The organism is Enterovibrio makurazakiensis, from assembly GCF_050336585.1.
Taxonomy (GTDB): Bacteria; Pseudomonadota; Gammaproteobacteria; order Enterobacterales; family Vibrionaceae; genus Enterovibrio; species Enterovibrio gelatinilyticus.
Map to the genome: position 1 here is coordinate 20,405 of NZ_JAKJSE010000015.1, position 13,902 is coordinate 34,306.

12 protein-coding genes are annotated in these 13,902 nt (G+C 48.1%); 11 read left to right on the forward strand and 1 reads right to left on the reverse strand.

From position 1 onward, the window contains the following. Position 1: 1 nt before the first annotated feature. From mutL to motX, 9 genes are all read left to right on the forward strand, one after another. Positions 2 to 2,056, forward strand: coding sequence for a DNA mismatch repair endonuclease MutL (gene mutL / locus L4D06_RS12150; RefSeq protein WP_429739641.1), 2,055 nt, complete (start codon positions 2 to 4; stop codon positions 2,054 to 2,056). Beyond that, entirely contained in the window at positions 2,049 to 2,975 is a 927-nt protein-coding gene (gene miaA / locus L4D06_RS12155; protein WP_274166628.1) for a tRNA (adenosine(37)-N6)-dimethylallyltransferase MiaA, read from the forward strand. Before mutL ends, miaA begins: the two co-directional genes overlap by 8 nt. Before the next feature lie 95 nt (positions 2,976 to 3,070). Continuing rightward, complete coding sequence (hfq, locus tag L4D06_RS12160; protein WP_016959113.1) at positions 3,071 to 3,343, forward strand: RNA chaperone Hfq; 273 nt, start codon at positions 3,071 to 3,073, stop codon at positions 3,341 to 3,343. A gap of 26 nt (positions 3,344 to 3,369) precedes the next feature. Then, the gene (hflX, locus tag L4D06_RS12165) at positions 3,370 to 4,662 is read left to right on the forward strand and encodes a ribosome rescue GTPase HflX (RefSeq protein WP_429739644.1); all 1,293 of its coding nucleotides are present in this window, start codon (positions 3,370 to 3,372) and stop codon (positions 4,660 to 4,662) included. 49 nt (positions 4,663 to 4,711) lie between these two features. After that, positions 4,712 to 5,872, forward strand: coding sequence for an FtsH protease activity modulator HflK (gene hflK / locus L4D06_RS12170; RefSeq protein ID WP_274166630.1), 1,161 nt, complete (start codon positions 4,712 to 4,714; stop codon positions 5,870 to 5,872). A gap of 2 nt (positions 5,873 to 5,874) precedes the next feature. Then, positions 5,875 to 6,762: a protease modulator HflC gene (gene hflC, locus L4D06_RS12175; RefSeq protein WP_017008742.1), complete on the forward strand. Its 888-nt coding sequence runs from the start codon at positions 5,875 to 5,877 to the stop codon at positions 6,760 to 6,762. Positions 6,763 to 6,838: 76 nt separating this feature from the next. Then, complete coding sequence (locus L4D06_RS12180; protein WP_274166631.1) at positions 6,839 to 7,033, forward strand: DUF2065 domain-containing protein; 195 nt, start codon at positions 6,839 to 6,841, stop codon at positions 7,031 to 7,033. Between the two features lie 122 nt (positions 7,034 to 7,155). Beyond that, positions 7,156 to 8,472: an adenylosuccinate synthase gene (locus tag L4D06_RS12185; RefSeq protein WP_274166632.1), complete on the forward strand. Its 1,317-nt coding sequence runs from the start codon at positions 7,156 to 7,158 to the stop codon at positions 8,470 to 8,472. A 189-nt stretch (positions 8,473 to 8,661) separates the two neighbouring features. Continuing rightward, entirely contained in the window at positions 8,662 to 9,282 is a 621-nt protein-coding gene (gene motX, locus L4D06_RS12190) for a flagellar protein MotX (RefSeq protein ID WP_274166633.1), read from the forward strand. Positions 9,283 to 9,387: 105 nt separating this feature from the next. Here motX and hmpA read toward each other — a convergent pair whose 3' ends face one another. Continuing rightward, positions 9,388 to 10,578, reverse strand: a complete 1,191-nt coding sequence (gene hmpA, locus L4D06_RS12195) for an NO-inducible flavohemoprotein (protein ID WP_429739648.1) — start codon at positions 10,576 to 10,578, stop codon at positions 9,388 to 9,390. A gap of 202 nt (positions 10,579 to 10,780) precedes the next feature. Between hmpA and nsrR the strand changes: the two genes are divergently transcribed. Continuing rightward, positions 10,781 to 11,215, forward strand: a complete 435-nt coding sequence (gene nsrR, locus L4D06_RS12200) for a nitric oxide-sensing transcriptional repressor NsrR (protein ID WP_274166637.1) — start codon at positions 10,781 to 10,783, stop codon at positions 11,213 to 11,215. A 113-nt stretch (positions 11,216 to 11,328) separates the two neighbouring features. Next, on the forward strand, positions 11,329 to 13,890 hold the full coding sequence (gene rnr / locus L4D06_RS12205; protein WP_429739650.1) for a ribonuclease R: 2,562 nt from the start codon (positions 11,329 to 11,331) through the stop codon (positions 13,888 to 13,890). Positions 13,891 to 13,902: the final 12 nt, after the last annotated feature.

The following is a 13,902-nucleotide window of genomic DNA, read 5'->3' on the forward strand; positions in this document are numbered from 1 at the left end:
CATGGCAATTCAGATATTACCTGCTCGTCTGGCTAACCAGATTGCAGCGGGCGAAGTTGTTGAGCGGCCTGCTTCTGTGGTGAAAGAGCTTGTTGAAAATAGTATTGATGCAGGCGCTACCCGTATTGATGTGGATATCGAGAAAGGTGGTAGCAAGCTCATCCGTATCCGTGACAACGGCTCGGGTATCAACAAGGACGAGCTAGAGTTAGCGCTTAGTCGCCATGCAACGTCAAAAATCACCTGTCTAGACGATCTTGAAGCCATTATCAGCCTTGGTTTTCGTGGAGAGGCGCTGGCCAGTATTAGCTCGGTGTCTCGCTTGACGCTGACATCTCGCACACAAGCGCAAACGGAGGCGTGGTCAGCTTATGCTGAAGGGCGAGATATGGCGGTTCAGCTAAAACCTGCCGCGCATCCGGTTGGCTCCACGGTTGAGGTCGTTGACCTGTTTTTCAACACGCCAGCTCGCCGTAAATTTCTTCGCACCGATAAAACCGAATTTGGTCATATTGATGAGTTGCTTAAACGCATTGCGTTGAGTCGTTTTGATGTGGCGATCACGCTGAGACATAACGGCACTGTGGTTCGCCAATATCGAGCTGCAGACAATGACAGTCAGCGTGAACGTCGCCTTGCTGCGGTATGTGGCAGCGCGTTTGTGAAGACTGCCGTAGAGGTAAGTCTTGAGCATCAAGGCTTAACGTTACGTGGGTGGATTTGCACCCCTGAAGGTGCGCGCGCTCAAAATGATATTCAGCATTGTTTTGTGAATCAACGCATGATGAAGGACAAGCTCATCAATCATGCGATTCGACAAGGCTACGAAGCATCGCTGCGTCCTGATCAGTTTGCAGCCTATGTGCTCTATATCGACATTGACCCGCATCAAGTCGACGTCAACGTGCACCCTGCTAAACATGAAGTGCGTTTTCACCAAGCACGATTAGTCCATGACTTCATCTACCAAGCCGTCGCTGATGCGCTGATGCAGGTAGCTGCAGAGCAAGCACCAGAGATGGTATCTGCGTCCACATTCGCAAGTGAACATGACGCGACGCCAGATCAAGCTGACGTGGCATCTTCTCCAAGCATCGCTGATAACTCAAGTGCATCGCATTTTGGAGCATCAACGGTTGAGCCTCGCGGGCATGCATCGTCGAGATCGCCTAGTGCGCATTCAGCTGCCTCAGACTACTCAGAGTCTTCAGCGACAGCATGGCGACCACAACCTGAAACGGCAGGTAAAAGTCGCGAGCAATATTCATCAAACTATGAATCAACAGGGCGTGCCTCTTCGCGTGGTGCTAGTACAGCCTCCTTTGGTGAGACACCTCCATCTCAACGCGAGCAGCGGGTATATAAAGAACTGATGACAACGCCCGTTGTGCCCGCTAATACCGTGGCGGAAGCCCCGAAAGCTTTTTCAACGACACCGGTGACGACCACATCGAACACGGCAACGCCTATTTCCGTGGGACATGTCGACAAAGGGCTCGGCAAGGCATTGGCTGTGGTTTCATCGAAGTATTTGCTACTGCAACGCTTTGACGGGTTTGCATTATTAGATTTGGATACAGCGGCTTATTTAGCGGTGTTAGGTCAGATGAGAGCAGCATCTTCTGAAGGGTTGAAAGCCCAGCCGTTGCTGATCCCGCAGGCATTACCGGCATCAGCCGAAGAAATTGCATTGTTGGCACAGTATGATGATTTGCTCCAACAGTTTGGTATCGTGATACGTAAAAAATCGGCCACGCAAGTCATGGTCATGGCTGTCTGTCAGGCGTTGCGTAAGCACAACTTACAGCACTTCGTTCCTGCACTTTTGGCTGTTCTAGCAAATAAAGAGGATCAAGCCCCGATTTCTGTGGGGCAACTTGCCGATTGGTTAGCAACGCAAGCGACGCAAAAAACAGACGCCTATGGGTTGTCACAAGCGATTACACTGATCACTGACTTAGAACACTGTTGGCAGGATAAGCTAGCAGGGTATTTTTCAACGTTGTTACGTCCGGTTGACGTGGCAGCGGCAATAGAAGCATTCAAACATGACTAACGCTTTGCCCAAGGCAATCTTTTTAATGGGTCCGACTGCATCGGGCAAAACAGCGCTAGCGATTGCGCTGAGGCAACAATTCCCCGTCGACATTATTAGTGTCGATAGCGCTCTCATTTACCGCGATATGAATATTGGTACGGCAAAGCCGGATGGACAAGAACTCGCGCTAGCACCACACCGATTGATTGATATTCGCGATCCATCAGAAGCTTACTCAGCTGCAGATTTTCGTGAAGATGCTCTGAAGGAAATGGCGGATATTGTCGCAAAAGGGAGAATTCCGCTTTTAGTTGGTGGTACGATGCTCTACTTCAAAGCATTATTGGAAGGTTTGTCACCTTTGCCCCCTGCGGATCAATTGATCCGAGCTACTATTGAGCAGGAAGCGCAAACACGAGGTTGGCAGTCGCTACATGATGAGCTGTGCCGTATAGATCCTGTCGCAGGAGCGAGGATTCATCCGAATGATCCTCAGCGATTGTCGAGAGCGCTGGAAGTTTTTCGTATTTCGGGTAAAACTCTCACTGAGTTGACCGAAACCAAAGGTGAACCATTGCCATATGAGGTTCACCAGTTTGCTATAGCCCCTAAGGAAAGGGGAGACCTGCATCGCCGAATCGAGTTACGTTTCCAAATGATGATGGAAGCGGGCTTCGAAGAGGAGGTTCGTGCGTTGTATGAGCGTGGTGATCTGAATCCAGATCTACCGTCGATCAGATGCGTAGGGTATCGACAGATGTGGGATTATTTGGCGGGTAGCTGCTCTATTGATGATGCAGTTTATCGCGGTGTGTGTGCCACCCGTCAGTTAGCCAAGCGTCAAATCACCTGGCTTCGTAGCTGGGATAATTTGACATGGCTTGATAGCGACGACGTGCCGTTATCGTTACAAACAGTCACAAAGTGTTTAACCTGATCACAGATTGAGCAGGGTATACTGGGATTGTTGTCAGCGGCGTTGTTGATCTTTTTGTTGCTAATACAACTACAAACCAATAAGGAAAATTAAAAATGGCTAAGGGGCAATCTTTACAAGACCCATTTCTCAATGCACTGCGTCGTGAACGAGTACCGGTTTCCATTTACTTGGTCAACGGCATCAAACTTCAGGGCCAGATTGAATCTTTTGACCAGTTCGTGATCCTGCTGAAAAATACCGTCAACCAAATGGTGTACAAGCATGCGATTTCTACCGTGGTCCCTGCTCGCCCAGTGAATCATCATCATAATAATCCTACTGACCGCCCAGCAGGCGAGCGTCAGCAAGATAAGACTGAGGAGTAACAATCCTTTGGTAAGGAGTTGATCGCTTGTTTGACCGTTATGAAGCCGGTGAACAGGCTGTTTTAGTTCATATCAACTTTACTCAACAAGGTGAATGGGAAGATCTCAGCGAACTCGAATTGCTGGTATCGTCAGCGGGGGTGACGCGGTTGCAGACAATTACTGGCAGCCGTCAATCCCCGCATTCCAAATACTTCGTTGGTGAAGGCAAAGCCCTCGAAATCGCAGATGCAGTCCGGATGACCGGTGCGGAAATCGTGATATTCAACCATGCATTATCACCTGCGCAGGAACGAAACCTCGAGCGATTAATCCAATGTCGTGTGCTTGATCGCACTGGCCTCATTCTCGATATCTTTGCACAACGTGCTCGTACCCACGAAGGTAAGCTGCAAGTAGAACTTGCGCAGCTTCGTCACCTGTCAACTCGACTCATTCGCGGCTGGACGCACCTAGAGCGCCAAAAAGGCGGTATTGGTTTGCGTGGGCCAGGTGAAAGTCAGTTAGAGACTGACCGTCGTTTGCTACGTGATCGTGTCAAAGCTATTTTGCGTAGACTTGAGAAGGTGGCCAAGCAGCGAGAACAGGGTCGACGTGCGAGAAATCGTGCGGAAGTGCCAACGGTATCGCTAGTGGGGTATACCAATGCGGGTAAATCGACATTGTTTAACCGCATCACGGAAGCGGGTGTGTATGCAGCCGATCAGCTGTTTGCCACGCTCGATCCAACATTGCGGAAGATTGAGGTTGATGATGTTGGTGACGTTATTTTGGCCGATACGGTTGGGTTTATTCGTCACCTCCCCCATGATCTAGTTGCGGCTTTTAAAGCAACGTTGAAAGAGACGCAAGAAGCGACGTTGTTGCTTCACGTCATTGATGCGAGTGATGAGCGCTTCCGGGAGAACATTGATGCTGTCAATGAAGTACTGGAAGAGATCGATGCGAATGAAGTGCCTACCTTGTTGGTGATGAACAAAATCGACAACATGGAAGACGCATTGCCGCGTATCGAGCGTGATGAAGACGGTATCCCACGTGTTGTTTGGGTATCCGCTCTTGCAGATCGGGGTATAGATCTTCTTTTTGAGGCGCTGACCGAAAGGCTGTCGGGGACTATGGTAAGCTATCGCTTACGTATTCCACCTGCGGCGATTGGCAGAATGCACAGTAAATTCTGTCGCTTGCGTTGTATTTTGCATGAAGAATACGATCAAGACGGACATTTACTGATTGATGTGCGCTTACCTCAAGCCGATTGGCTAAGGTTAAGAAAACGGGAAGGCAATGAGTTAGACGATTTTATCGTCATTGACTGATTGTTACAGTATAAAAACTATCGTCATATCATATTGATGGAGTGCTCTAATGGCGTGGAATGAGCCAGGAAATAATGGCGGTCAGGACAAAGATCCGTGGGGTAATCGCGGAGGTCGTGACCAAGGACCGCCGGACCTTGATGAGGTCTTCGGTAAACTAAGCCGCAAACTGAATGGTTTGTTGGGTGGCGGTAAAGGCAAAGGACCATCTTTTGGCAGCAGTGCTGCTGGTTTGGGCGTCATCGCCGTTGTGGGTGTGGTTATTTGGGGCGCGACAGGTTTTTACACTATTGGTGAAGCCGAGCGTGGTGTTGTTTTGCGTTTCGGTGAATACGACCGCATTGTGCAACCCGGTTTGAACTGGAAACCAAATTTCATTGATGACGTTACTACCGTCAATGTTCAAGCGATTCGCTCTTTGCGTAGTTCAGGCGAAATGCTGACCAAAGACGAAAACGTGGTGAGCGTAGATATGGATGTTCAGTATCGTGTTGCTGATCCAGAGAAATATCTATACGCAGTGACCAATGCTGATGACAGCCTACGCCAAGCAACAGATTCTGCACTGCGTGCAGTTATCGGTGATGCGGTGATGGATGACATTCTGACCACGGGTCGTCAAGAAATTCGTACGAAAACTCAGACGGAAATTAACCGTATTATCGATCGCTACGACATGGGTATCTTGGTTGTTGATGTGAACTTACAAGGTGCGCGAGCACCGGAACAAGTTCAGGATGCATTCGATGATGCAATCAAAGCGCGAGAAGATGAAGAACGCTACATCAAAGAAGCAGAAGCTTACAGTAATGACATTTTGCCAAAGGCAACCGGTCGTGCTGAGCGTCTGAAGAAAGAAGCGTTGGGTTATCGTGAGAAAACCGTCAATGAAGCTGAAGGTGACGTGGCGCAGTTTGAAAAGCTGCTTCCTGAATATCAGGCTGCACCTGAAGTGACGCGTAATCGCCTCTATCTGGAAACCATGGAACAAGTCTATGGTAACACCAGTAAGGTACTGATCGATTCACAAGCAGGCGGTGGCAACTTGTTGTACTTACCTCTTGATAAGCTGATGAATCAATCTAAGTCATCGGGTGCTGTTTCTGATAACAACGCGATGGATTATGGTATTGAATTGGAAACCTCTGGTACGACGGCGCCAGCGACTCAAAACTCTCGTCAATCGACAACGCGTCAGGGGAGATACTAATTATGCGTAAATTGTTAATCCCTCTGATTATTGCTTCGCTCGTTGGCGGCTTGATGTCAGTGTTTGTGGTTGATGAAGGCGAACGAGGCATTGTGCTGCGTTTTGGTCGAATTTTGAAAGCTGATGATGATCAGGCGAAAATTTACCCGCCAGGTCTGCAGTTCAAAGTTCCGTTTTTTGACCGTGTACAGATCTTGGATGCGCGTATTCAAACTATGGACGACCAGTCTGATCGCTTTGTAACGTCTGAGAAAAAAGACGTGATCATCGACTCTTACGTTAAGTGGCGTATTCAAGATTTCGGTCAGTACTACCTGTCTACAGGTGGTGGTAATCGTTTGACTGCAGAAGCGCTATTGCAACGTAAAGTGTCTGATGGCCTTCGCGCAGAAATCGGTTCTAAGACCATTAAAGAGATTGTCTCTGAGAAGCGCGAGCAAGTGATGGCAGACGTTCTGGACGAAGTTCAAGCCAGTGCTAACGATATCGGCATTGAAGTCATTGACCTTCGTATCAAGAAAATCAACCTGCCAGACAAGATCAGTGAATCAATCTACGCGCGTATGCGTGCAGAGCGTGAAACCGTAGCTCGTCGTCACCGTTCTCAAGGTCGTGAGAAAGCGGAAGTTATCCGTGCTCAATCTGAACTTGAAGTGGCGACCATTCTTGCTGAAGCAGAAAAAACGGCCCGTGTAACACGTGGTGAAGCAGACGCAGAAGTGGCGAACATTTATGCAGGCACGTTCAATAAAGAGCCTGAGTTCTATAACTTCTTACGTTCTTTGCAAGCCTATGAGAAGAGCTTTAGCAACAAGGGAGACATCCTTGTGGTTGACCCGAGCAGCGAGTTCTTCCAGTACATGAAAGAGCCAAACGTTAATCTGAATTAATGTGGCGTAAATCGTAAAAATGAAAAGACAAGGCATCGTGCCTTGTCTTTTTTTTTCCTGATCGCAGAGGTGTCTTGTGGGAAAAGAATTGCTACTGGCTATCGGTTTGGTGCTGATTGTTGAAGGTTTCGGCCCGATGATCGTTCCCAAGAAGTGGCGAAATATGGTCAATGAAATGAGTCAATTACCGGATGCGACGCTGCGTCGTATTGGTGGATGCTTAGTGGTAGCTGGAATTGTCATCGCATATATGATGTGGCCGTCTAAGTAAATGAACACAGCAAAAAACTGTGACAGCCTGATTAACATGTTCGGGACGACGGTTAAAAAATGACTGCAACGTTTAAATGAAGGTGCTAGAATCCCGTTTTAATCAGCAACTGACTGGAAAAGATGAGTAATAACGTAGTCGTTCTCGGCACTCAATGGGGTGACGAAGGTAAGGGTAAGATCGTCGATCTTTTAACTGAAGACGCAAATTACGTGGTTCGCTACCAAGGCGGTCACAATGCGGGTCACACTCTCGTTATCGACGGTGAAAAAACCGTTCTGCATTTGATTCCTTCTGGCATTCTTCGTAACAACGTTAAGTGCATCATCGGTAACGGTGTTGTTCTGTCTCCTGACGCACTGATGAAAGAAATGGGCGGCCTCGAAGAGCGCGGTATCCCAGTTCGTGAACGTCTGTTCCTGTCAGAAGCTTGTCCGCTAATTCTTCCGTACCACATCGCTCTCGACGTAGCGCGTGAAGCAGCTCGTGGTAAGAAAGCAATCGGTACTACTGGTCGTGGTATTGGTCCTGCTTACGAAGATAAAGTTGCTCGTCGTGGTCTACGCGTTGGTGACCTTTTCGATAAAGAAGCGTTTGCTGAGAAGCTTAAAGAAGTGATGGCATACCACAACTTCCAGTTGGAGCACTTCTACAAAGCAGAGCCTGTTAGCTACGAAGACACGCTTGCTAAGATCCTTGAGCAAGCTGACGTACTAACTGGCATGGTTATCGACGTAACTCAAGAGCTTGACGATGCACGTAAGCGTGGCGACAAGATCATGTTTGAAGGCGCACAAGGCACTCTTCTGGACATCGACCACGGTACCTACCCGTACGTAACGTCTTCTAACACTACCGCTGGTGGTGTTGCTGCAGGTTCTGGTTTTGGTCCACGTCACCTAGGTTACATCCTAGGTATCGCGAAAGCATACTGCACCCGTGTTGGTTCAGGTCCTTTCCCAACTGAGCTTTATGATGGCCTAGAAAAACAAGATCCAATCGGTAAGCACTTGGGTACAGTTGGTCACGAGTTTGGTGCAACGACTGGTCGTCTTCGTCGTACTGGCTGGTTTGACGCAGTGGCTATGCGCCGTGCAGTTCAAATCAACTCTATCTCAGGCTTCTGCTTGACCAAGATGGACGTGATGGACGGCTTGGAAGAAATCAAAATCTGTACTGGTTACCAGAAAGCAGACGGCACCATTTTGACTGTGTCGCCAATGGCTGCTGACGAGTACGAAAACATTACTCCTATTTACGAAACCGTTCCGGGTTGGAGTGAAAAAACTTTCGGTGCGAAAACGATTGAAGAACTGCCACAAGCAGCGCTTGATTACATCGCACGTATCGAAGAGCTAACCGGCGTGCCAATTGATATTATTTCAACTGGCCCTGACCGTAACGAGACCATCATTAAGGTTCAACCTTTCGCGTCTTAATCGCTTCGATATTGAAAAAAACCAGCCCATGTGGCTGGTTTTTTTTTGTTCAAATCCCCCTATACTAGGAAGACTAGGCATCGGAAAACTTTCGCCGGAAAAAGAGTAAAGTTAGGAAAGAGCTTGCCGATATAAGTTAGGCAAGAGATACCGTTTCTTAACCAAATCACACCGTTTAAGTGGGAATGCATGAAACTGCGAACCTTATTTATATCTATCATGTTGGCAAGCTCAGCGGCAAAAGCAGAACTTGGGCCAGCACTGCCTGTATATGAAGAAGCGCAGTTGATCCGCCTGTTTGAAACCAACAGTCACTTAAAGAAAGTAAAAGCTGATGAGTGTCAGCTTTTACAAGATATTGAAGCCCGCGCTATTCGTGTTGAGTTGCCCTCCTACCAATTCCTTTATGGCGATATGCTTGCGTGGGGCGTCTGTGTTGACAGAGATGTCGAGCAAGGCGTGTTCTACATGCAGCTAGCGGCGCAGCAGGGTCTGCCTGCAGCGTTGGAACAATTAGGGCGTTACTACTCATTGGGCACATTAGTGCAGCAGGATAGAGAGCGTGCGATACCTTACCTTCGCGAGGCAGCCTCACTGGGAAACATGCGGGCGAGGCTCCAGCTTGCTGAATTGCTGGTAGCAGATTATGGCAGCCCTCTAGACTATGAAGATGCCTACCGTTGGCTGTATCACACCATCACCGCCGATAAATCAACGCATAGAAAAGTCGCGATGCTACGTCAGGCTCTAGAAGACAAAATGCCACGTAACGTCATTGCTCGTGCCAAGCGACGAGATACGTATTGGTAAGGCATGATGTGAAAATTATCTTCTCCCAAATTGATGAAAGCCCTGCATTGCGCGGGGCTTTCTTTTAGTACTCGCAACAGAAAGGCTGTTAACCACTGACAGTCATTACTGAATCACTTTATGCGGGCCAAAGCACTCATAGAAAATACGATCGGTGGTGACGCCTGCCGTCATTAATTGCTTGGCTGCGGATTGCATGAAACCGATTGGGCCACAGAGGTAGTAGTGACGTTGTTCATTGTCCGTTAACCCATCAACAAGGCCGAGATCTATCAACCCTGCGTGGTCATAATCCTCCGCAAGATTGTCAGTCACTAATGGTTCGCGATACCAGACATTACGTTTCGCTCGTGGATTGCGTTGTATTAGATGATTGATATGCTCACCAAACGCATGGTGTTGGCTATTTTCTGTTGCGTGAAGCCAATGAATATCTGCATCATGATTGGCCGTTAGGGTTTCAAGCATGGAAAGCATTGGCGTTAAGCCTACGCCACCAGAGATGAGGGCGACGGGTGTATCCTTGCTTGCTTCAAGGAAGAAGTCGCCACTCGGTGGGGCGAGCTTTACCGTATCACCGACATTCAAATGGTCGTGTAAATAATTCGACACAACCCCTTGAGGATCTCGTTTGACTGAAATGCGGTAGGTGTTGGTTTTAGGTGCGCTCGATAAACTGTATTGGCGGATTTCTTGGTGCTCGAATTGCTCTGGATTGAGATAGATACCAATGTATTGTCCCGGTTTGTAGTTTGTGACAGGTTTGCCATCAACGGGTGAAAAAATAAAGCTAGTGATCACTTCGCTCTCTTTGGTTTTTGCTAATACGGTAAATTCACGTGTTCCACGCCAACCGCCTTCAGTGGCTTCTTTGCTTTGGTAAATTTCTTCTTCACGCGTTACAAAGACATTGGCCAGCACGCCATAAGCTTCAGCCCAAGCATCAAGAACTTCCTGACCGGGTGAGAATAGCTCATCAATGGTTGCTAATAGGTTTTCACCCACGATAGCGTACATCTCTGGGGTAACATTAAAACTCACGTGCTTTTGAGCAATTTTCTCAATCACTGGCAACAAGGCTGGCAAGTTATCAATATTGGCGGCGTAGCCATGAACTGCGTTGAAAAGCGCTTCACGTTGCGCACCAGTAAATTGATTGCTCATATTGAAAATGTTTTTGAGTTCAGGATGGTGGCTAAACATGCGATCATAAAAATGAGCAGTGAGTTTAGGGCCGGTTTCAGCAAGCAAAGGGGCAGTTGATTTTACGATCTCGATGGTTTTTGGACTGAGCATGGGATGTCCTTGTTTATTATTTTAAAGGGTCATTTGAAATGCATGCTATAAGTTGTATCTGAAATGAATGTTTAGATCAACAAAAAAGTGTGACGTGCTTTGAATGGGAGTCGCGGCTGAAAAGTGGCGAGAAAAGAAACTGCTCGCATACGCGCCTTTTAGATCAGTTCGATGTACAATGCGAGCGAGGAGATTTGAAAACGTGCAATTAACCAGTTTTACAGATTATGGCCTAAGGGCGCTTATGTATCTGGCTATGCTGCCTCCTGAAGAGTTGACCAGCATTACCGTCGTTACTGAGAAGTATGGGGTGTCCCGTCATCATATGGTGAAAATTATCCACCGTATGAGTCAGGTTGGCTATGTGGAAGCCGTACGAGGAAAAAACGGTGGGATCCGATTAGGTAGGCCAGCGACATCAATAGTCATTGGCGATGTGATCAGAGCGTTAGAACCGCTGAGCATCGTTAACTGTGGTGGCGATGCATGCCACATAACCCCTGCCTGTCGCCTAAAAAGTGCCATTGCAGACGCGTTGGAAGCGTTTCTTGCGGAAATGGACAAACACACACTTCATGACATGGTGTCAGGAAACAACGACCTCCACAGCCTCCTTATCCCAGTTCGTCCGGCATAAAAACAGTATTTGAGACGATCTGTCAGTTTTTTCTGGCAATCCTGCCGGGCTACCCATTTTCTTTTATTTAAAGCGATATACTTGAAGACAAGTGTCGCTAACGGGAATCCTATATGTCTCAGGACAAAAATCTACACAGCAACGATCCGCATTTGGGTCGTGAAGCACAAAAATATGATAACCCAGTACCAAGCCGCGAACACCTGCTTGAAGTGATTAAAGGTTTCACTACACCTGTTAGCCGAGATCAACTCTTTGAAGTACTCGGCCTTGGTAGCGATGAAGAGTACGAAGGCTTGCGCCGTCGCCTGCGAGCGATGGAGCGTGATGGTCAGCTAATCTTCACCCGCCGTCAGTGCTACGCACTGCCAGAACGACTTGATTTGGTTAAAGGGACCGTTATCGGTCACCGTGATGGTTTTGGTTTCTTACGCCCTGAAGGCAAAGGCAACCGAGAAGATTGGCTATTGCCGCATCATCAAATGAAAAGCGTGATGCATGGCGATTTCATTCTTGCTCAACCTGCGGGCACAGATAAACGTGGGCGCAAAGAAGCACGTGTTGTGCGCGTACTTGAAGAGCGTAAAGGGCAAATCGTAGGTCGCTTCTTCTTGGAAGATGGCAATGCGTACGTGGTGCCTGATGACTCTCGTCTAAGCCAAGACATCATTATCCCTAAAGAAGATCGCAAAGGCGCTCGCATGGGCAATGTTGTGGTGGTGGATATATTCCAGCGTGCAACGCGTCAACACAATGCCATGGGTCGCATTGTCGAAGTGCTTGGTGAAAATATGGCACCGGGCATGGAAATCGAGATTGCTCTGCGTACGCACGACATTCCAAATGAATGGCCTAAAGACGTAGAAAAACAAGTTAAAGATTTCACCGAAGTAGTACCGGAAGAGGCCAAAAAAGGCCGTGTGGATTTGCGTGAACTGCCGCTTGTCACGATTGATGGTGAAGATGCTCGAGATTTCGATGACGCCGTTTATTGTGAGAAGAAAAAATCGGGTGGATGGCGCCTTTGGGTTGCGATTGCTGATGTGAGCGCATACGTTCGCACCAACTCTGCCCTTGATAAAGAGGCTATCAAGCGCGGTAACTCGGTGTACTTCCCATCTCAAGTTATCCCGATGCTGCCAGAAGTGTTGTCGAATGGCCTATGTTCACTAAACCCACAGGTTGATCGTCTGTGTATGGTTTGTGAAATGACCATCTCAGAAACCGGTAAGCTTTCGGGCTACAAGCACTATGAAGCAGTGATGAACTCGCATGCTCGTTTGACGTACACCAAAGTGGCGCAGATGCTGGACGGTGATGAAGAGTTACGCGATCGCTACGCGCCTTTGGTACCGCACCTAGAAGAACTGAACAACATGTTCAAAGTGCTGAAAGGCGCACGTGAACAGCGTGGTGCGATTGAATTTGAAACGATTGAAACTAAATTCATTTTCAACGCAATGCGCAAGATTGAACGCATTGTGCCAGTAGAGCGTAATGATGCACACAAGATCATCGAAGAATGTATGATTTTGGCAAACATCGCGTCAGCGCGTTTTGTTGAGAAGCACAAAGAACCGGCATTGTATCGAGTACACGAAGCGCCAGGCGAAGAGCGTCTGACGGGCTTTAAAGATTTCCTGAGCGAAATGGGCTTGTCGTTGGAAGGGGGGCTCGAGCCATCACCGACGGATTACGCAAGATTGGCGCATTTGATCAGCAGCCGTCCAGATAAAGAACTGATCCAAACCATGCTGCTGCGCTCCATGAAGCAGGCGGTTTATCAAGCGGATAACGCAGGGCACTTTGGTTTGGCGCTTAAGCAGTATGCGCACTTTACCTCGCCGATCCGTCGTTACCCAGATCTATTGCTTCACCGTGCTATTAAGTACCTTATTGCCAAGCAAGAAGGCAACAATACCGATCGCGGGACATCAACTGGCGGTTATCATTACTCAGTTGATGAAATGGACAACATGGGCGAGCAGTGCTCAATGACAGAGCGCCGTGCTGATGATGCTACCCGTGATGTGTCCGATTGGTTGAAGTGTGAATACATGCAAGACCATGTTGGCGACGTGATGGAAGGCACCATTGCAAACGTCACTGGTTTTGGTTTCTTTGTCCGTTTGAACGACATACATATTGATGGTTTGGTTCATATTTCAAACCTAGATAACGATTACTACAACTACGACATGGTGAGCCAAAAGCTGGTGGGTGAAAGCTCTGGTCGTATATTCCGACTTGGCGATCAGGTCACGGTCAAAGTACTATCCGTCAACCTTGATGAAAGGATGATCGATTTTGGACTGGATGGCGTGACGCGTAAACCACGCGGTGAAGGCAAAACAGCTCGAGACAAAGCGAAGAAAGGTCGCGCAGAGTCGGGTAAAAACCCGGAATCAGCGAAAGAGCGTGGCTCTGTTCGTCAGCAACTAAAACGTGGCTCTATTCCAAAGACTGCAGGCGACGATAAAGCGTCTGAAGGCAAAGGAAAGAGAAAAGGAAAACCGCATCGCAAAGGTTCATCTGCGAACAAAGGTTCATCCGTGAACAAGGGACCTTCCACAGGTAAAACGACTGACGGCACGCCAGCGAAGAAAAAGAGCAAGACTCAGAAGGTGCGCAAGAAAAAGGCGCAACGAAGCAAACCCGAAAAAGCAGGCAATTAAAAGAAGTAACTC